The 18,928-nt window shown below is 44.7% G+C and carries 20 protein-coding genes; 7 read left to right on the top strand and 13 right to left on the bottom strand.

All coding sequences use genetic code 11. From position 1 onward, the window contains the following. Window positions 1–368: 368 nt before the first annotated feature. A complete protein-coding gene (locus tag VKA52_RS01300) occupies window positions 369–560 on the top strand; it encodes a hypothetical protein (RefSeq protein ID WP_160916554.1) in 192 nt (63 codons plus the stop codon). A gap of 61 nt (window positions 561–621) precedes the next feature. Here the strand turns inward: VKA52_RS01300 and VKA52_RS01295 are convergent, their stop codons facing one another. From VKA52_RS01295 to VKA52_RS01265, 7 genes are all read right to left on the bottom strand, one after another. Further along, a complete protein-coding gene (locus tag VKA52_RS01295; protein ID WP_326313926.1) occupies window positions 622–1,065 on the bottom strand; it encodes a YueI family protein in 444 nt (147 codons plus the stop codon). A gap of 63 nt (window positions 1,066–1,128) precedes the next feature. After that, window positions 1,129–2,010, bottom strand: a complete 882-nt coding sequence (locus tag VKA52_RS01290) for a diacylglycerol/lipid kinase family protein (protein WP_160916558.1) — start codon at window positions 2,008–2,010, stop codon at window positions 1,129–1,131. 26 nt (window positions 2,011–2,036) lie between these two features. Next, window positions 2,037–2,495, bottom strand: a complete 459-nt coding sequence (locus VKA52_RS01285) for a GNAT family N-acetyltransferase (protein ID WP_160916560.1) — start codon at window positions 2,493–2,495, stop codon at window positions 2,037–2,039. 14 nt (window positions 2,496–2,509) lie between these two features. Then, entirely contained in the window at window positions 2,510–2,785 is a 276-nt protein-coding gene (locus VKA52_RS01280) for a GNAT family N-acetyltransferase (protein WP_326313925.1), read from the bottom strand. A 205-nt stretch (window positions 2,786–2,990) separates the two neighbouring features. Then, a complete protein-coding gene (locus VKA52_RS01275) occupies window positions 2,991–4,433 on the bottom strand; it encodes a carbon starvation CstA family protein (protein ID WP_160916564.1) in 1,443 nt (480 codons plus the stop codon). Window positions 4,434–4,575: 142 nt separating this feature from the next. Beyond that, the gene (locus tag VKA52_RS01270) at window positions 4,576–5,304 is read right to left on the bottom strand and encodes a LytR/AlgR family response regulator transcription factor (protein ID WP_326313924.1); all 729 of its coding nucleotides are present in this window, start codon (window positions 5,302–5,304) and stop codon (window positions 4,576–4,578) included. Then, window positions 5,301–7,046 (bottom strand): sensor histidine kinase, encoded by a 1,746-nt coding sequence (locus tag VKA52_RS01265; RefSeq protein ID WP_326313923.1) that lies wholly within the window; start codon window positions 7,044–7,046, stop codon window positions 5,301–5,303. Before VKA52_RS01265 ends, VKA52_RS01270 begins: the two co-directional genes overlap by 4 nt. A gap of 429 nt (window positions 7,047–7,475) precedes the next feature. Between VKA52_RS01265 and VKA52_RS01260 the strand changes: the two genes are divergently transcribed. Continuing rightward, window positions 7,476–8,258 (top strand): carbon-nitrogen family hydrolase, encoded by a 783-nt coding sequence (locus VKA52_RS01260; RefSeq protein ID WP_326313922.1) that lies wholly within the window; start codon window positions 7,476–7,478, stop codon window positions 8,256–8,258. Between the two features lie 102 nt (window positions 8,259–8,360). Here the strand turns inward: VKA52_RS01260 and VKA52_RS01255 are convergent, their stop codons facing one another. Then, window positions 8,361–9,452 (bottom strand): nitric oxide synthase oxygenase, encoded by a 1,092-nt coding sequence (locus VKA52_RS01255; protein WP_326313921.1) that lies wholly within the window; start codon window positions 9,450–9,452, stop codon window positions 8,361–8,363. 66 nt (window positions 9,453–9,518) lie between these two features. Then, complete coding sequence (locus VKA52_RS01250) at window positions 9,519–10,847, bottom strand: FAD-dependent oxidoreductase (protein ID WP_326313920.1); 1,329 nt, start codon at window positions 10,845–10,847, stop codon at window positions 9,519–9,521. 136 nt (window positions 10,848–10,983) lie between these two features. Between VKA52_RS01250 and VKA52_RS01245 the strand changes: the two genes are divergently transcribed. Then, complete coding sequence (locus VKA52_RS01245) at window positions 10,984–12,156, top strand: pyridoxal phosphate-dependent aminotransferase (protein ID WP_326313919.1); 1,173 nt, start codon at window positions 10,984–10,986, stop codon at window positions 12,154–12,156. Between the two features lie 236 nt (window positions 12,157–12,392). Beyond that, on the top strand, window positions 12,393–12,596 hold the full coding sequence (locus VKA52_RS01240) for a hypothetical protein (RefSeq protein WP_326313918.1): 204 nt from the start codon (window positions 12,393–12,395) through the stop codon (window positions 12,594–12,596). Between the two features lie 39 nt (window positions 12,597–12,635). Here the strand turns inward: VKA52_RS01240 and VKA52_RS01235 are convergent, their stop codons facing one another. Together VKA52_RS01235 and VKA52_RS01230 are read right to left on the bottom strand one after the other, a co-directional pair. Beyond that, window positions 12,636–14,090, bottom strand: coding sequence for an aldehyde dehydrogenase family protein (locus VKA52_RS01235; RefSeq protein WP_326313917.1), 1,455 nt, complete (start codon window positions 14,088–14,090; stop codon window positions 12,636–12,638). 73 nt (window positions 14,091–14,163) lie between these two features. Continuing rightward, complete coding sequence (locus tag VKA52_RS01230; RefSeq protein WP_326313916.1) at window positions 14,164–14,604, bottom strand: GNAT family N-acetyltransferase; 441 nt, start codon at window positions 14,602–14,604, stop codon at window positions 14,164–14,166. 248 nt (window positions 14,605–14,852) lie between these two features. On the opposite strand from VKA52_RS01230, the gene VKA52_RS01225 reads away from it, so the two are divergent. Continuing rightward, complete coding sequence (locus VKA52_RS01225) at window positions 14,853–16,226, top strand: DUF2254 domain-containing protein (protein ID WP_326313915.1); 1,374 nt, start codon at window positions 14,853–14,855, stop codon at window positions 16,224–16,226. 182 nt (window positions 16,227–16,408) lie between these two features. Then, window positions 16,409–17,290: a cation diffusion facilitator family transporter gene (locus VKA52_RS01220; RefSeq protein ID WP_160916585.1), complete on the top strand. Its 882-nt coding sequence runs from the start codon at window positions 16,409–16,411 to the stop codon at window positions 17,288–17,290. A 37-nt stretch (window positions 17,291–17,327) separates the two neighbouring features. Here the strand turns inward: VKA52_RS01220 and VKA52_RS01215 are convergent, their stop codons facing one another. Together VKA52_RS01215 and VKA52_RS01210 are read right to left on the bottom strand one after the other, a co-directional pair. Then, complete coding sequence (locus VKA52_RS01215) at window positions 17,328–17,753, bottom strand: pyridoxamine 5'-phosphate oxidase family protein (protein WP_160916587.1); 426 nt, start codon at window positions 17,751–17,753, stop codon at window positions 17,328–17,330. Then, the gene (locus VKA52_RS01210) at window positions 17,701–17,871 is read right to left on the bottom strand and encodes a hypothetical protein (protein WP_326313927.1); all 171 of its coding nucleotides are present in this window, start codon (window positions 17,869–17,871) and stop codon (window positions 17,701–17,703) included. Before VKA52_RS01210 ends, VKA52_RS01215 begins: the two co-directional genes overlap by 53 nt. A gap of 90 nt (window positions 17,872–17,961) precedes the next feature. Here VKA52_RS01210 and VKA52_RS01205 point away from each other — a divergent pair, with 90 nt between their 5' ends. Continuing rightward, window positions 17,962–18,810 (top strand): alpha/beta fold hydrolase, encoded by an 849-nt coding sequence (locus tag VKA52_RS01205; protein WP_160916589.1) that lies wholly within the window; start codon window positions 17,962–17,964, stop codon window positions 18,808–18,810. Window positions 18,811–18,928 lie beyond the last annotated feature (118 nt).

Genomic DNA, 18,928 nt, shown 5'->3' with positions numbered 1-18,928 from the left:
ATCATTCACTTCTCATATCCATACAAGCTGATTTTTAAGTAGTGGTTTCGAGAACCATACTTGGTTAAGGGGCGGAGGGGAATGGCGAGACTCCTGCGGGAAAAAAGTGCTTGGTGAGACCCCACAGGACGCAGTCCGAGGAGGCTCACCGCGCTCCCGCGGAAAGCGAGTCATTCCCCGCAGCCCCCATGCACTCAACAAACGTCTCGAAACTGAGTCTTCCACAATCCTGCCAAATTGTTGAATAAAGGCTGAGTATTAGACAGGATCTTTGTTAGGTGTGGACAAGCCGGCAAAATATTTTTTAAAAGTTAAATATTCCACGTTTGTACATCATATATTTGAAGTACAAAGGAGGTGGAATAAAGATGGACTTCAACAACCGTGTGTTTCTGTTCCTAGCTGCTCTACTTTCCGGGTATGCGCTTTACAGCATCGGTGAAACTTCCGGGAACTTTTTCGATCAATTCTTGTTCTACGCCGGCTACATTGCAATGATACTTTTTTCTTTTGCTATTATTATCGTGGGTCTGGCAAGATTCTTAAATCAGTACAAATAAAAAATGGCCTCTCTATTTGAAGGACGTGTAAAAAGGCTGCGGAGCATCCGCAGCCTTTCTTTTATTTAGATGGTTTAAAAAGAGATTTGAAAAAGCTTGTCCACCCGTTCTGGTCAGATGATTCTACGACTTCCTTTTCTTCTTCAACCCTGATATGCTCTTTTTCAACAGCGTAATCCAATGTGAGCACAGCCCCGAATTCAGAATGGGTTTCCTTATTCGAAACGATGGAGTGGTGAATATTATGCTCCTCGGCTAAATCCATGTAGGGAGATAAAAACCGATAGCTTACATCTCCGTTCAAAAGCAGTTCGGCATCCTGGTAGCTTTTCATGAGATCTACCAACTCTTCCTGCCCCTGCTCCCGCATCACCTGCCCCTTCGTCAGTGCGACCAGGACTCGTTCTCTTAACGTACCAAGGTATTGCTTTCTTTCCCCTGGTTTTGTTTGCCGACTTCCATAAATGCCTTCCTGCAAGTAATCTTCCATATCTGGTTTCTTCATAGATGCACCTCATTCACTCCTAGTATGGCACAGAAAAAAGGCTGTACACATGACAGCCTTTACCTATTTTACAACGACAGATATGTGAGATGGAAGGACAGACAACTCCACAGGCAGAGAATCGCCTTCTTCTCCATCGACGTTCGTCACCAGGTTTTCTTCCGAAATCACACGGATATGATCCGCTTTGAAGTATTCCACATCCCGCTCGTCTTTGAGTCCACCTCGAAGAATAGCAGAAACAATGGAAGCGAGACGAATCATATTTACTTTAGGTACGATATAGCCGTGGATTTTCCCATCATTCACTTTCGCTTCCGGGGATAATTTTTCGAATCCCCCGGCTGAATTCGTTAAAGCCGCCAGGAAAAGAAAAGATTCCCCTTCCCATGCCTTATCGTCATATTCGATCCGCATAGGATAGCTGCTGTTCTGGGTTAAGGTTTTCATCCCTTCCATCATATAAGCAAGCGGACCGAATTTCGTTTTTTGTTCGGGTGTCACTTCATAGGTCGCTTCAGCAAGGGCACCCGCTGCTACGATATTAACAAAATACTGGTCATTGAACTTTCCAATATCCACAGATTTGGTCTGATCAGAACGAAGGACATCGATTGCTTCTTCCACTTTCAGAGGAATATCAAGAGCCCTTGCAAAATCATTGACTGTGCCAAGTGGAATGATTCCCAAGCGCGGTCGATGGCTTTCGTCTACCATTCCATTGATTGTTTCATGGAGCGTACCATCTCCCCCCATGGAAACGACGAGATCGTACTCATCTCTGCAGGCATTTTGACAATACTTTGTGGCATCCAGTTCTTTCTCTGTTTGAGAAACTTCCACGTCATAATCTTTTTCCGATAAAATTTGCTCGATTTTTTCAACATGATCGACAGCCTCTTCTTTTCCTGAAGAAGGATTGACGATCAGCATAGCCTTTTTCATTCTCTATCTCCTCTCCAAAACATCCTTTATCTCTCTGGCTGGTATTCATAAAGGGTGCTGACTGAAGAAAAACCGATATGGCGGATGAATTCACTCACCCCATTCTGATGAGGGCGGAGACTTACCTGGATTGTTTTTGCTTCCTGCTGATACATCCAATCAACCAGTTCGTCACACAAGTCTGTGCCAATACCTTCACGTCTATAAAATTCATCCACAAATACTTCCCGGATATATCCATACACATCTGCTTCCCCATGGGACTCGATAATGCCAAGAACATACCCGATCATTCTTCCATTCATATCAGCAACCAACAGTTTCTGTTTCGGGTTTTTTGCTAGGAATTGATCGGCTGCCCAATACTTGCGGTTTCTCACTTCTTCATTGTTCAGCCTTTCTGAGCTGGTCACATGAAGAAAATCGATGCTGTATCTTGTAAAATGCATCAAATCCTTTTCTTCAGGTTCCCTTATTTTCACCATCAGAAACTCCCCCTCTACTCTTTTAACACCACTTGATATTCAGGTGTATGATCAATAACTTCCCGGGCGAAGGAGCAGACCGGGTCAATTTTTAATTTATGTTTACGTGCGTAGTTCACGGCATAATCGATCAATTCCCCGCCAAAACCTTGTTCACGTTCAGACGGCGCAACGAAAGTACTTGTAATGACCATTGTATTTTCATTTTCTTCAAATAGAAGCTGAGCCTTTGGGTCTTCTTCTTGTCCTATGAAAAACGTTCCTTGTTTTTCTTGGATTTCTTGTTCCACAAAAATCTCTCCTTTCCCTATAAAGGATACCCTTTCATCGTTAAGAAAAACATTCCCTAACGAGTGCTTGGCGGACATAAGGTGTTCGACATCGTTATTTTAGGATTCGACATGATGAACAGAAATACTCCACATTCCGCTCTCTCCTTAAGGGCCCACAGACAAAAAAGAGCACCTACTTTCAAAAAGTAGGTGCTCTTTAACATTAAGCGGTTTGCTTCAGATCCTCTTCTAGAGGAATATCCTTCTTTAGTCCACGACGGGCGGCAATGATAAAGGCTGTGACCACCGCAACGGTACCAATGGCTGCAACAACATAGGAAACATTCAAGGACAATCCGAATCCGATCGGTGCATTCAGGATGTAGGTGAATGTAGCCATTGTCATGAAGGTCGCAGGCACGGCCGCAACAAAGTAATTCTTACGGGACAGGAACAAGTACATCGCTCCTACCCACAGCGCAATGACGGCTGTTGATTGGTTTGCCCAGGAGAAATATCTCCAGAGTAACGTAAAATCAATTCGTGTCAAAGCAAAGGAAATGACGAACAATGGGAGGGCAATCCATACACGACTCATGATTTTCTTCTGAGGTACTTTAATATAGTCAGCAATAATCATACGGGCGCTTCGGAATGCTGTATCTCCGGATGTGATTGGCAGAACGATGACACCAAGCACGGCCAGAGTACCACCGACAGCGCCAAGCATAGCGATGGAAACTTCACTCACAACGGCTGCTGGTCCCCCACTTGCAAGAATTTCATTCAGTCCTGCTGAACCGTTGAACAAGCTCATGGCTGCCGCTGCCCAGATCATGGCTATGATCCCTTCAGCAATCATCATGCCGTAGAAAATGCGACGCCCTTGTTTTTCTTTTTGTGTCGTTCTTGAGATAATCGGGGTCTGTGTCGCATGAAAGCCTGAGAGAGCACCACAAGAAATCGTCAGGAACAACAATGGGAAAATCGGTGCGTTATCCGGATGCATGTTGGTTAAAGTCAATTCCGGGATGGGTGCACCTGTGACGACAAGTGATACACCGACTCCAATAGCGCTGATGAGTAGAAGAGCACCAAAAACCGGGTAAAAACGTCCAATGATCTTATCAATGGGAAGCATTGTCGCTAACAAATAGTAAGCAAAAATCACAACCAGAATAACCGGAAGAGCGAGCCAGCTGCTCGTCATGTTGTGTAATAAATCTGCAGGTGCTGTCACGAATACCGTTCCTACAAGGACAAGTAAAAGAATGGCAAACGCGTTGACTACGTGCTTCATGACTTTCCCTAAAAACTTCCCTGCAAGCTCAGGCAGATGGGCACCACGGTTACGGATGGAAATCATCCCTGTCAAATAATCGTGCACCGCTCCGGCAAAAATGGCACCAAACACAATCCACAGGAAAGCGACTGGTCCATATAAAGCCCCGAGAATAGGACCGAAAATGGGACCTACACCCGCGATGTTCAAGAGCTGAATTAAAGCATTTCTTTTTTCTCCCATTGGCAGGTAATCGACACCATCACCATGAGAATAAGCAGGCGTTTCACGTCCTGTGTTTACGCCGAACATTTTTTCAACATATTTACCGTACGTAAGATAACCGATAATTAAAAGTGCAATACTCACTAGAAAAGTAATCATTGTATATCCTCCTTTTCGCGCGTTTCTGTAATCGCTTACAAAGAATATATCAAGAGAACGCTTCCAAAAGTGAGTTTTTTGACTAACATGTCAGGATTAATGCCCAAGATGTCGTAAATGTAGAATGAAAGACAGCGTCAGATTACAACTCCAGCTTCTTTCTTAATTCCTTTACATAGTTACGGCTGACAGAAAGTTTTTCCTTTGTATGCTGCAATTCCAATTGATAGGCTCCATTGAACCACGGAGTTAATCGATGTACATAATCCAGATTCACAAGATAACTTTTATGAATCCGGAAGAAAGAGAAGCCTTGCAGCCTTTTTTCCACATCTTTAAGCGCATCTTTCGTTTCGTAGACTTTTTGTTTGCCGACGATTTTCGTAATTCGATCCTCCCGGTGGACGTACATAATTTCTGAAGGATCGAGGTATTCGATCGTATCTTCAACCTCCACGGCCAACTTGGAAGGAACGTTGGCCACCTTCTCTTCCGCCGGCTTCAATTTCTTCTCTATTCTTTCCAAAGTTTCACTCAACTGTTCCTCATCAAAAGGTTTAAGCAAATAATCAATGGCCTTCTGACGAAAGGCTTCGACAGCAAAATCCGGATAGGCGGTCGCAAACACAATCTCCGGCACCTTCTTGAGTTCCTGAACCGCCTTCGCTACTGCCATTCCATCCATCGTCGGCATTTCCACATCAAGAAAAAGAACATCCGGCTGAAGCTTTATCGTCTGCATGACGGCTTCATCTCCAGATCCCGCTTCACCTACGACTTCTATGCTTTCGTAAGGTTTTAGTAAAAAATTCAATTCTTCGCGACTAAAGCGCTCATCATCAACGATGAGAACCGTGATTTTCCCACTCATGACCCTGTCTCCTTTTCGTGAAGAGGGACCGTAAAGGCTATGGTGGTCCCCTGTCCTTGTTCACTCCTAATTTGCAGCTTCGCACTCTTTCCATGCATGTATTCTAATCGTTTGTTGACGTTATATAACCCGAATCCCGTCCCTCTTTCAGACGTGACCGATTGTTCTCCCAAAGTACGCAGCCTCATCGGTTCAATGCCTTTTCCGTTATCTGCTACGCTGATATTTACATTACCACCATCTTTACGAACACGAATCGTAATCTCCGCTCCCCCTTCCTGGTCTTTGATCCCATGCTTGATACTGTTTTCGACCAGGGGTTGTAAGGTTAAAGGAGCGATACGAGCGGATAACGCTGTTTCATCAATATCATAGTGGACATGCAGGCGATCAACGAAACGCGTCTCTTCGATGAGAAGATAGGATTTTACATGTTTCAACTCTTCTTTTAAAGACGTCCAGGTTTTGGTCGTCGCTCCCAGGTTTTGTCTGAAAAATTTGGAAAGCGCTATAAGAAGGGCTCTTGCCCGGTCAGGTTCCGTGCGGGTCAACGAAACGATGACGTTTAACGAATTGAACAAAAAGTGTGGATTCACTTGGGCCTGTAAGGCTTTTACTTCCGCTTCCCGTGCAAGTTCCTGTGCTTTTTCAGCATCCGCAAGCTCCAGCTGCTGGCTGAGGAGTGCACTTAATCCCTGGATCAATTCCAATAAAACATTGGAGATTTCTTTTTGTGACGATACATAAAACTTTAGCGTACCAACCACTTCCTTACGTTTCTTCAATGGAACGATGACCGCAGCCCCAAGAGGACAATCCGGCTGTTGACATTGAATCTCTTCATGCCTGACTACTACACGCTTCCCTGTCTCAATAACTTCACGAGTAGCGTCCGTTTGGATCGGCTCCCCCGCCTTATGGTGGTCATCAGCCTGTCCTACATGAGCAAGAATCCTTTGTTTATCAGTCATGGAGATTGCACTCACTTGAACTTCTCCATAAATTATCCGGCATGCCTTTTCTGCAGAATCCATCGTTAACCCTTTGCGCAGATGAGATACCGTCGACTCTGCCAACTTCAGCGCTTTTTGGGCCTGTATGGCTCCGACTTTCTCTTCTTCATGAAGAACATTGCGAATGATCAATAAGAACAAGGCGGAGCCAACACCATTGGCTACAATCATAGGTACTCCAATCTCCTGGACAAGGGCCCACGCACGAGGAAATGGATTGGAGATGAGGAGGATGATTCCCATCTGGACTGTTTCTGCAAGAGCACCAACAAATAATGCCGTCTTCAGTTTCAGAGGCTCCTCTTTTTTATGAAAGTAACCTGCAATGATTCCAGCTACCACTGCGGATATCCCGCAAGCGACCCCTGTAAACCCTCCGAGAGACAGACGATGCAGTCCAGCAATGACTCCCGCCCCTATACCGATCCGGTAACCTCCGAAAAGACCGGCTGCAACTATTCCGATCACTCTTGAGTTTGCCAGTGCTTCGGATTCGACAAGACTATAAACCCAGCGTCCATAATCAAGGGAACTTGTGTCATAGGTGATGCCTGTATATGTACCAATAATTCCGAACAACCCAAAAAACGCGATCGCCATGTACCGCTGACGTTGGTCCAGCGTTTTTTTATCGATCAACTCTCGGAAAAACCGGAAACGGGTAATAATGAAAGCGACCGTTACGATAATCCCGAGCCTTTCAAGCATCGGAAGAAACAACTCAAACATACTCCCACGTCCTTTTACTCTTTCTAGCAGATATGCTCCCTATTCTTGAAGAATCAGTTTCGAAATGTTTCGAGATGTTTCGAGGTTCGTTGCCTGGTTTGAGCGTGAGGGGTGGCTGAGAAGCTACTCACTTTCCTGCGGGGATGATGGAGAGCCTCCTGCGGGAAAAAAGTGCTTGCCGCGCTCCCGCAGAAAGCGAGTTATTCCCCGCAGCCCCATCTACTTAACAATGGTCTCTAAACCGAGTCTTCAAGAAACCTGCCATATCATTGAATAGCGGTTTATGTTTATTGTAGCATGGGCGGTCTGTTTCGATACACAGAATGAAGGCAGGAGATCAATTCTCACCATCCAGGCAAAATCCCTTACGAAAACATTAGGGAAACGTCAGAATTTTTTGATACACTAAGAAGAAAATGAGGTGATAGGATGACAACAAAAATAGCCATGATTCAAATGGACATCGTTTTCGGTGATCCTGAAGAGAACCGAAAACTTGCGCAAGAGAAAATAAAAGAAGCTGCTGCACAAGGAAGTGAGGTCATCTTGTTACCTGAGTTGTGGACGACAGGCTATGATCTTTCCCGCTTTGACGAAATAGCAGAAACGCTCGAAGGACCCACGCATGAGCTGTTGATGACTTTATCCAGGGAATATAAGATCACGATTGCCGGATCCATAGCTGAAGAAGAAAACGGGAAGTATTATAACACTTTCGTCGCCTACGATGCGGAAGGTAACCGGCTGATCAATTACCGGAAAGCGCATTTGTTCCGTTTGATGAATGAAGAGAAGTTTTTAGAATCAGGAAATCAAAAAGGAAACTTCCAACTTGGAGATGTGCCGGTGGCCGGCGTCATTTGTTATGATATCCGTTTCCCTGAATGGATGAGAACTCACATGCTGAATGGTTCAAGAGGGCTGTTGGTCGTTGCGGAATGGCCTAAACCAAGGGTGGAGCATTGGCGCAATCTATTGATTAGCCGAGCCATTGAAAATCAATGCTTCGTCATCGCCTGCAACCGTGTAGGTGCGGATCAAAACAATGAGTTTGGAGGGCATTCCATTGTTGTAGACCCGTGGGGTAATATTATAGCTGAAGGAGGCTTGGGTGAAGAGATCGTGTATGCAGATGTCGACTTCACAGCTGTTGAAGCCATCCGCGAGCAGATTCCTATTTTCCAAGACCGGCGTACGGACCTGTATGAATAAGCTCTTATTCGATTAACGGATGGATAATTATCATCTTGAATTGATATATTGCTCATTCAGTCTATAACTCACATAAATAAGAAAAGAAAAAATCCTTCCCAATCATTGGGAAGGATTTTTTTCATAGGCCGGTGTTTGATAGAAATAGTTTGGTGTGTCCATCCGGTTTTTATAGGCGGAATGGAAAATGTGAGTAGATGCCGGCGAGACGGGAGGGATAAGCCATGTCCAGTCACCCGTGACCTCACGTCCACATGAATGTTCTTTTTTCTCAAACTGATGGAACTGTTGAGCAGCGGTATGATGGTCAACAAGGGTTACCCCTTCGGATTGATAAGAAAACAGAACTGCCTGATTGAGCTCAATCAAGGCACGGTCCTTCCACAAGGATGAATTCCGCTTCGTATCCAGTCCCATGGATTCAGCTACAACAGGCAAAAGATCATACCGAAAATCATCGGCAAGATTGCGGGCCCCGATCTCTGTTTCCATATAAAAGCCATTGAACGGGGCAGCAGTATAATCGATGCCACCGATTTCAAGGCGCATATCTGAAATCACCGGCACTGCATACCAACGTAGTCCCAGGTCTTCAAACCATGCAAAATCCGGATGACGCAGCTGTACTTCTTTCACTTTTCCAGACGGGATCTCATACCACACGGGCTCCCGTCCATCCATTTGGATGACGAGAGGCAGCACATCAAAAGACGTGCCTTCTCCTCTCCATCCGAGTTTCTGACATTCCTTCGTAAACGCAACAGAAGCAGGGTCCCCTGTCACCCTGCCGTTTTCTTCATACCCGGCGTAACGAATCAATTGGTGATTCCAAAGACGCACGACATGTTCCGAAGTCCTGGGTTTGAAAATAGTAATTGTCGAGCGGATGCGTCCCCCATTTGTCGCGTAATCCAGGTGGTTGAGTAGTGCATCACGCATGCCCTCTTCTGTATCGACATCTCTTGCATCAAAGACCTTCAAACTGTTCCAAAAAAGACGTCCGATGCAGCGGTTACTGTTCCTCCAGGCGACTTTTGATCCATATTCAAGCTCACCATAGGTGTGCGTATAGCTTCCCGTCTCACTAATTTCCCGCTGGATTTCCTTCAATCTCTCATCTGTATCACAAAGCTGTTGCTCCTGATAGTATTGGCAAATGAATGCTTCCGCCTTTTTATATAAATCTGTATTCACAGCATGAATCCTCCTGTATGGTGCTTCATTCCTATCCTACCATACATGAAGAACTTCCTACACGATTCAGTCTGCCTTGCGGGCGGCCTGCTGTACAGGATCCCACACGCTGTTATAAGGTGGCGCATAGGCAAGATCCAAGTCTTCTAATTCATCGATGGACATTTCATGGAACAGCGCAGTGGCAAGGACATCGATGCGTTTATCAGCACCCAGACCTCCGATGATCTGAGCCCCGAGCAACTGACCGGTTTGCTCATGATAAACGATTTTCAACGTCATTGGATCTTGCTTGGAATAGTAACCGGCAGCATGGGTGGATTCAATCGTAATTTTTTTAAACGGGATCTTTTCGTTCTTTGCCTCCTGTTCAGAAAGACCTGTCCGGGCAAGCGTTAAATCAAAGAATTTCAAAATCGACGTACCCACAATTCCCCGGAACGATCTTCGATGATCAATCATGTTCAGACCGGCGATTTGCCCTTGTTTGTTGGCATGCGTGCCTAATGGAATATAATCATCCTTCTTTTTGATACGGTGGTACTGTGTGGCGCAATCCCCGGCAGCATAGATGTCCAGGATGCTCGTCTCCATAAAAGCATTCACAGCTATCGCGTCATTCACCCCTTTGTACACACCCGTGTCTTTCATAAAGGCCGTATTCGGTGCCACTCCTACGGCAACAAGGACCAGGTCGGTTTGGTATTCTCCTTTATCCGTGAGGACGGATTGGACATGCTGATCCCCTTTAAAACCTTCAACCGATTCCCCGAGATGTAATTCCACGCCATTTCGTTCGGCTTCTTCATGAACCAGCTCTCCCATGTCCTCATCGAAAATTTTCGCCAGTTGAGGCCCGCGGTCTATCAACCGTACCTTCTTTCCAATCGACACAAAGCTTTCGGCCATTTCAAGTCCTATGTACCCGCCGCCGATAATGGTTACATGTTCCTTATGGCTCGTAGTCGCTGCCATAATCTCTTTGATATCAGGTATGGTCTTCAGCGAATAAATCCCTTCAAGCTCCTGTCCCTCCCACGGAGGCATGACCGGTGCTGCACCGGAAGCTACAAGCAGACGGTCATAGGACAATTCAAAACCCTCACCCTGATCATCTTTTCCGTAAATGACTTTATGGTCACAATCTACTCCTGTTACCGTGTGATGGGTTCGGACGTCGATGCCATATTTTTCGCGAAACGTTTCAGGGTCACGGGCGATGAGGTCTTCTGTAGACCCGACATCTCCACTTAATACATACGGCAGGCCACATTGTCCATACGAGGTGATTCCCCCTTGTTCCAACACGGTTATTGAATGCCCCTTACTATTCCTTACGATTTGCATAGCTGCACTCATTCCGGCAGCATCTCCTCCGATAATAACGAAGTCCATCCCAATCACTCCTTTTATGTACCTTCTATTCTCTTATTCTTTGCCTATATGGTTCCCACTCAAACTTCTCTCATGTTAAACTAACGATATTATCTTTTTGTACGACTTTTCAAAAAAATCATTTGAGGTGAAGGACATGAAGCAATTTCAAACATCCAAGGCCATTCAACGGCTTCCGGACCAATTTTTCGCAACCATGATCGATAAACTAAATCTATACAAAAACCGGGGATATGACACCTTGAACTTAGGACAGGGAAATCCTGATCAACCCACCCCCTCCCACATTGTACAGTCACTAAAGGAAGCGGCCGAAAACCCTGATTTCCACAAGTATCCTCCCTTCCACGGGTATGAATTCTTCAAGGAAGCCGTGGCTGAATTTTACAAGCGTGAATATGACGTAGACATCGACCCTGAAACTGAAGTCGCCATTATGCCCGGCAGCAAAACAGGTCTGGTTGAGCTTAGCCAGTGCTTCCTTGACCCAGGAGATGTTGCGCTCGTTCCCGACCCTGGTTATCCGGATTACTGGTCCGGTATTGAAATGGTCGGTGCAGAAATGAAGTCCATGCCTCTTCGTGAAGAAAATGGCTTTTTACCTGACTACGCGGAAATTGATGAAGAGAGTTGGGAAAAAGCAAAGCTCATGTTCTTAAACTACCCGAATAATCCGACGGGAGCGATGGCTGATGCGGACTTTTTCGCAGAAACCATCCAAGAAGCAGAAAAGAACGACGTGTGTGTCGTTCACGACTTTGCTTATGGAGCCATTGGATTTGACGGAAATAAACCACTCAGCTTCATGCAATTCGAAGGCGCGAAAAATGTCGGGGTTGAAGTTTATACCATGTCCAAGACGTACAATATGGCCGGCTGGCGTGTCGCTTTTGCTGTCGGAAACCCTAGCGTCATTCAAGCGCTTGAGGTCATCCAGGACCACTATTTCTGCAGTATTTTCGGCGGGTTACAGAAAGCATCAGCCACCGCTTTATTGAGTTCCCAGGAATGTGTTACAGAACTTGCAGAAACCTATGAAAAAAGGCGTGACCTTCTCGTCAGTGGGTTGGAAGAAGCGGGGTATCATGTCGCTCCCTGCCAAGGTTCTTTCTTTACATGGCTGCAAGTACCTGAAGGCTATACATCCCAAGGCTTTGCAGACGATTTGTTAGAAACGACAGGTTTGTTCGTTGCACCTGGAATCGGCTTCGGTACGTATGGTGAGGGCTATGTGCGTATAGGTCTGAACAATTCGGAAAAAGCATTGCGGGATGCGGTAAAGCGATTTAAAGCATTTAAGCAGAAGTAGGATCCAGGGCAGTACTTTTTCAACTCAAAGGTACTGTCTTTTTATTTTCCCACGATAGTAAACGCTTCCATAGTTACAAGAAGCTGAGTAACTCTGCATGATCCCTCCACCTGTTGTCGAAATAAGTCTGATGGTTGGATAATTTTTTTAAAAATAATGATTGAATACTTGTTCAAAATGTATTTTAATTATCTTATACAAATACCATACGCATACTGTACAGGAGGGATTCACGAGTGTATACGCTTATCAGAAGAGATGACCGTTTATTAGAAGTTCTAAAAGACCCGATTGACCGTAGAGACAGGGTTTTCCCCAAAGAGGAAGAAGCTGTGAAATATGCTGAAAAATTGAATGGATATATACAATCCGGGCCGAAGTGGGAAGTACAGGAATATTTAATATATGAAATGAAAAAAAGCAGAAGCTCGATCTCTTGAGCTTCTGCTTTTTCCTATTTCAATTCCAACGATTTTGATTTAAAAGGGAAACTCACGATAACCATTCATCACGCCGATCCATTTAACGGTCGTAAATTTATCCAGTGCCCATTCGCCGCCAAAACGGCCGAGTCCGGATTCTTTTTCACCGCCGAAAGCTACATGCGCTTCGTCATTCACGGATTGATCGTTCACATGAATCATACCCGTTTCCACGCGCTTGGCCACTTCCACACCACGATGGACATCACGAGTAAATACGGAACCACTCAATCCATAAGGGGAACTGTTCGCTGCTTGAATCGCTTCTTGTTCAGAAGAAACTTTAATAACAGAAGCAACAGGGCCAAAGACTTCATTCTTTGCAATCGGCATATCACTTGTTACCCCTGTCAAAACAGTGGGCTGCATGACACTGCCATCTGTCTCACCGCCCGTGAGAATTTCAGCTCCACGACCGACGCTTTCCTTAACATCCTCCTGGATTCGTTCAATAGCGTCTTTATTGATCAGAGGGCCAATGACCGTATCCTTCTCTGATGGATCACCAGCTTTTAAGCTCTCTACTTTTTCTTTGAATTTCTCGATGAATGAATCATGTACATGTTCATCCACGATGATTCTGTTCAACGACATGCAAATCTGTCCCTGGTGCAGGAACTTACCAAAAGCTGCTGCTTCGACCGCCTGATCAATATCCGCATCTTCCAGAACGATCATGGCATTATTACCGCCAAGTTCTAAAGCTGTCTCCTTAATATATTTTCCTGCGAGTTCACCGATATGGCTGCCCACTTCCGTCGATCCTGTAAATGAAATCAGTTTCGCTGCCGGATGTTTCACAAAAGCATCCCCGATTTCTGAACCTCTACCGACAACCACATTGATAACACCCTCAGGGAAACCAGCTTCATCAAATAGATCAGCAATTAACAACCCTGAAGTAACCGGTGCATCAGACGCCGGTTTGACGACAACGGTATTCCCTGTAGCCAAAGCTGGAGCAATGGATCTCATGGCCAGATGGAAAGGGAAGTTCCAAGGACCGATGACGCCGATGACACCTTTCGGAGAACGGTAGACACGGTTTTCCTTCCCGGGTGTGTTGGAAGGTAAAATCTGCCCGCTCATCCGTGTCGGAAAACTGGCCGATTCCCGGATGATGCCAACAGCTGCCTGAAATTCAACCTCTGCTTTGACAAGCGTGCTGCCCGCTTCTTTAACCAGCCAATCGATAATTTCATCTTTTCTATCATGAACCACTTTCAGCAATTGATCAAAGTGCGCCTGCTTTTTACCAGGAAGAGTCGTCATCCATGACTCTTGAGCATTTACAGCCGACTCGTATGCTTCGTTAAGATCATCTTCATTTGCAGATGGGATGGAAGCAATCGTTTGCTGTGTATAAGGATTGACATTATCTACATATTTCTCACTGGAACCGTTCTTCCACTGACCGTTAATATATTGTTTAGTAAATGTTTTTGGACTCATTCTAAAACCTCCATTTGGATTCGGAAACTTATCACAAAGCTATCATTCCCGGTTATGGAGGAAACGAAACGATTCAAACTTCCATCAGCATATCCACGTGAGGGATACCATCTTCAAGATAAACCTCTGAAACTTCCTTGAATCCAAAAGAGCCGTAGAAATGACGCAAGTGCTCCTGCCCATGCAGCGAGATATTTTTGACCTTAAAATCTTCCTTCAACACTTTGATGGCACGGTCCATCACCTGACGAGCATAGCCACAACCTCGATGCGCTTCTTTAACAAGCACACGGCCAATACTATGGTAATGTTCCGCTCCATCTGGCGGGACAATGCGGCAGTACGCCACCATCTCCCCTTCTTTTTCCAGCCATATATGTAAACAATCCTCGTCTTTTCCGTCGACTTCAGGGTAGGGACATTCCTGTTCAACAACAAAAATCTCGACCCTTGTCTGCAGAATCTCATACAATTCCTTCTTCGTAAGTTCAGCGAATGTTTTATGTATCCACATGTTTCATCCCTCCATTTCCATGATTATCTTTTCAATATACCCCACTGCTTATGAACTGACAAAGCTTTAGGCGATCAATCTGTATGAAACCAAAATCCTATCCAATCTACTGGCTTGAATCGTAATCACTAAATGTTTTTTGTCCTATGAAAATTTTTGTAGAAAAATATCCTATTCTCGTTTTATCGATTCAGACGAAGGGGAAACTACGATTACGATTATTATTCTCACTAGAGAGGAGGAGCCTTATGTTTTTAAAGTTGCTACCTGTATCTATACAGAAGTATGCGAAAATGTCTAAACGCCAGCGAAAGCACGAAATGCAGATGACCTTATGGTACATGCCTTTTTTCTATATATTATTGTCCATAGTTTTTGTTGTGGTCACTTTGTTGCTGGATCTCATTTTTCAAATCGAGCAATACACGTTTGAATTTTTCAGGATCAATGCTGAAATCACCCGAATGCTGGTCAGTACACTCATCGGGGGGATTCTGACACTGAGTGCTTTCACATTGAACTCCTTGCTTGTCGTATTGACGACATTTAGTGGTCAGTTCTCTCCCCGAATGCTCCTCAACTTTGTCTCCGACCGCAGGACACAGCACGCACTTGGAATATTCAATGGGAATTTCGTCTATGTGCTTCTCGTCTTCCTGTTTATCGGAAACACGAGGCACGAGTTTTTCGTAGCGGTTCCGATTGTTACCATTTTCCTTGCCTTTACTTCGGCCGTTACATTCATTTATTTCATCAACCATGCAACCACATGGATGCAAGTGCACAACATTACCGATACGATGAAGCATTCGTCTGAGCAGATGATTAACCAGACGCTCAGGAAAGACCTCGAACAGTACCGTGCAGAAGAACCGGGAGACTTGATGGAAGCAGAGCGCTCGAATGAGAAGCCTATCGGAGCTATAAAATCCGGATACATTCAGATAGTGAATTATAGGAAGATGATCGAAGAAGCAAGAAAAGATAACATCATCATTCAATTTCACGCCCAAGTGGGTGATTATATTCTGAAGAACAACAAATTGCTCAGCTATTGGGGCCCAGGGTCTGATGACGTTGATGAACAAAAGTATTGCAAGATGATTATTATTGATTACAAAGAAACAGAACTTCAGGATATTCAAATGGGGATGCATAAACTAGCGGAAATCGCGATTAAATCACTTGGAAACAACGACCCGAAAACCGCGACTAATACCATCCACCAGATGGCCGAGCTGATGCTTACCGTAGAGCATTACATTACCTTCACTCCTTACTTGATGGATAACGAGGAACAGGTCCGTGTCATTCTTCTTTCCGAATCCTTTGATTCCTACATTTACCGTGGCTTCGGCTACATCCGGCACTACGCTCGTGACAATCACCTGATTATCACAGAGCTCGTTGATTCCATTGCGATGGTTGCCGAATCAATCGACAGTTCTAAGCACCACATGCTATGGGAGTTTGCCTGCAGCACCATCGACCATATCGAAACAGAAGTCATCTACCAGTTGGACAAAACCTTCCTGTTAGAGGCTATGGAGAGATTATCAAAAGTAACCGGCAACAAGCTCGACTATTACTCTATCCACCGAAAGTTCTACCCTATCGATTAAACTCAATGTGTTGATCACATTCTGGAAACGTATTGCTGAACTTTACCAGGAATGAAGAATATCTAATGAAGAGTCATAGTTATCCTTGTGCAGGTAAAACCTAAAAGGATTGACAAGACTCTTCATTTTTCATACGTTATATATATGAACATATAATCATATACAGGGGAAGGAGTAAGCATATGGGACATCATCACCACCATCATATCGATTCAACCACCGGTAAAATCAAAACAGCTTTTTTTCTCAATTTCTTTTTCACCATCATTGAATTGATCGGTGGTTTACTGACAAATAGTATGGCGATTCTGTCCGATGCTTTACATGACCTCGGAGACTCTCTTTCTCTCGGTCTCGCCTGGTTCTTACAGAAGTACTCAAAAAAAGAACAATCGGATCATTTTTCATTCGGGTATCGCCGTTTCTCGCTTTTAGCAGCTTTGATTAACAGCGTGGTCTTGATTGTCGGGTCTGTCTTCATTTTGACAGAGGCCGTCCCCCGTCTTTTGAACCCAGAGCAGCCCAACGCTGGTGGGATGATCGCTCTTTCCATCTTAGGGATTCTAGTTAACGGTGCAGCCGTTTTCCGCCTTAAAGGGGGAGACTCCATGAACCAGAAGGTCATGACCTGGCACCTGCTTGAGGATGTTCTTGGATGGGTAGCTGTTCTTGTCGTCAGTGTTATCATGCTGTTTTTTGATGTACCTATTCTGGATCCAATTGCTTCCATTGGAATTACATTATTCATCTTATATAATGTCTTGAAAAATCTCATTCAGACGATGCGTCTCTTTCTTGAAGGTGTACCATCAGGCGTTGACCTTGAGGGTCTATCAAGGAAAATCAACGATTTGAGTGATGTTCAATCCACTCACCACACCCATCTCTGGTCAATGGATGGAGAAAATCATGCCTTCTCCACTCACATCGTTGTACGTGCAGAGGCGACAAAGGATGAGATCTGTAAAGTGAAAGAAGAAGTCAAAGAAATCTTACATCCTATTTCACTCGAGCACATCACTCTCGAGATTGAATATGAAGACGAACCTTGTTCTCTGCAATAAAAAGAGCCCGGCTGAATCAGCCGGACTCTTTTTACTTTTACAGATCAAGACGTTCAGGTGTGTCTTGTCCTTGATTCATGTAGCGAATATTTTCCGGAAAGATTTGGAGCACGATATACTCAGGGTCTTCTTTGCCATCAAACCAGCGGTCCATATGGTCATTCCATAACTTGTCTTTAATCTCCTGGTCTTCACGGATTTTTGCCTGTCCCTCGACTTCTAAATACGAATCTCCATAGCCTTCCCCTTCGTAACCAAGGAGGATATGGACATGGGGGTTCGCTTCGATTTCATCCGCTTTATGAGTCTCCCTGTTCGTAGGGGTATAGAAAGTGAACTCATCGTCATTCCAAAACGTCATATAACGCGAATGAGGTTTATTATTTTTCACTGTAGCGAGTGTACCAACTTTATGTTGTTCCATGACTTCGTGGATCTTCTTTTTCAATTCTTCTTGATTCAATGGAAAGCTCCTTTCCGTAATTCAATCTTTTTACAATTTCAGTTTTCCCTGAAAAATGGGAGATAAACCCTTCGATGCCCATTGACAGATCCGGGTATGCTAATGATATCTTCGACACATTGTCATTCTTTTTTCATAAATATACCAGGAAGCGACATGCATTACCCGTTACACTATTCATAGATCTGTTTTTCAGGAGGAAAACGTTATGCTATGGAAAAAATGGACGCCGATCTTAATGGGCTCCGTTCTGATCGGCCTGCTCTTTTTTATGATTAACTCGAGACCCGGAAGTTCTGAACCGGTGGACCGCGAAGATATTGTGCCCACATTGTTCGTGCATGGATATAAGGGTGGCCCGCGAAGCTTTGAAACAATGATGGACCGAATGCAGAACTTGCAATGGGGACAGAAACACATGACGGTATATGTCTCCAGCCGTGGAGACCTTACCATCCGAGGTGGGTTTGGTGAAACGCACAATCCATTCATCCAAGTGCTTTTCGAAAACAATCGGGCAAGTATTTATAATCAAACCCATTGGCTTTCTGAAATCATGCGGCGGTTAAAAGCTGACTACAATATTCAACAAGTGAACCTTGTCGGCCATTCGATGGGAGGGCTTGCCTCAGTTAATTACCTTTTGAGCGAGCATCACTATTCTGTTCCCAGAGTAGAGAAACTGTCCGTCATTGCCAGCCCCTTCAAAGGCATTGAAAAAGAAGGCTATTTTGCATCAAATTACGGAGCGGCAACGACTGACCTGCGGCCGGAGTCTGAAGCTTTAAAGCAGATGGTGCAGAACAAAGATCAATTCCCTAATGATGTGGAAGTGTTTGCTGTAGCCGGTGTCATCAATAACGAGGACCCTGAAGCTCAGCATTGGGACGGACTTGTCCACGCGTCAAGTGTGAGTGGATTGGAAGATATCGTCCCTTTTGGACAATATGAAGAAAAGCGTCTCTACAACCCGCTGGCCACACATTCCGGCCTGCACGAACTCGAAGAAGTCGACCAACTCCTCAAAGAGTTCCTCTGGTCAGAGGAGGGCAAGTAAACACAGATCGACCAGGTTATACATTTATTTACATTTTTGCATTTAACCGGTGTACCAGGTCATACATTTATTCCCATGTAAAAAGTAAAAAGCACCCGCTCAACGGGTGCTTTTTCTG

It is taken from the genome of Halobacillus sp. HZG1 (assembly GCF_035818575.1).
Classification (GTDB): Bacteria; Bacillota; Bacilli; order Bacillales; family Halobacillaceae; genus Halobacillus; species Halobacillus litoralis.
The sequence above is the reverse complement of the archived record's forward strand: the minus strand, read 5'-3'. Positions and strand labels throughout refer to the sequence as shown.

Excerpts from the sequence above, each read along its gene's own strand:
- VKA52_RS01300 (WP_160916554.1), top strand. The coding sequence starts at position 369 with ATGGACTTCAACAACCGTGTGTTTCTGTTCCTAGCTGCTCTACTTTCC.
- VKA52_RS01295 (WP_326313926.1), bottom strand. The coding sequence starts at position 1,065 with ATGAAGAAACCAGATATGGAAGATTACTTGCAGGAAGGCATTTATGGA.
- VKA52_RS01290 (WP_160916558.1), bottom strand. The coding sequence starts at position 2,010 with ATGAAAAAGGCTATGCTGATCGTCAATCCTTCTTCAGGAAAAGAAGAG.
- VKA52_RS01285 (WP_160916560.1), bottom strand. The coding sequence starts at position 2,495 with ATGGTGAAAATAAGGGAACCTGAAGAAAAGGATTTGATGCATTTTACA.
- VKA52_RS01275 (WP_160916564.1), bottom strand. The coding sequence starts at position 4,433 with ATGATTACTTTTCTAGTGAGTATTGCACTTTTAATTATCGGTTATCTT.
- VKA52_RS01270 (WP_326313924.1), bottom strand. The coding sequence starts at position 5,304 with ATGAGTGGGAAAATCACGGTTCTCATCGTTGATGATGAGCGCTTTAGT.
- VKA52_RS01265 (WP_326313923.1), bottom strand. The coding sequence starts at position 7,046 with ATGTTTGAGTTGTTTCTTCCGATGCTTGAAAGGCTCGGGATTATCGTA.
- VKA52_RS01260 (WP_326313922.1), top strand. The coding sequence starts at position 7,476 with ATGACAACAAAAATAGCCATGATTCAAATGGACATCGTTTTCGGTGAT.
- VKA52_RS01250 (WP_326313920.1), bottom strand. The coding sequence starts at position 10,847 with ATGGACTTCGTTATTATCGGAGGAGATGCTGCCGGAATGAGTGCAGCT.
- VKA52_RS01245 (WP_326313919.1), top strand. The coding sequence starts at position 10,984 with ATGAAGCAATTTCAAACATCCAAGGCCATTCAACGGCTTCCGGACCAA.
- VKA52_RS01235 (WP_326313917.1), bottom strand. The coding sequence starts at position 14,090 with ATGAGTCCAAAAACATTTACTAAACAATATATTAACGGTCAGTGGAAG.
- VKA52_RS01230 (WP_326313916.1), bottom strand. The coding sequence starts at position 14,604 with ATGTGGATACATAAAACATTCGCTGAACTTACGAAGAAGGAATTGTAT.
- VKA52_RS01225 (WP_326313915.1), top strand. The coding sequence starts at position 14,853 with ATGTTTTTAAAGTTGCTACCTGTATCTATACAGAAGTATGCGAAAATG.
- VKA52_RS01220 (WP_160916585.1), top strand. The coding sequence starts at position 16,409 with ATGGGACATCATCACCACCATCATATCGATTCAACCACCGGTAAAATC.
- VKA52_RS01205 (WP_160916589.1), top strand. The coding sequence starts at position 17,962 with ATGCTATGGAAAAAATGGACGCCGATCTTAATGGGCTCCGTTCTGATC.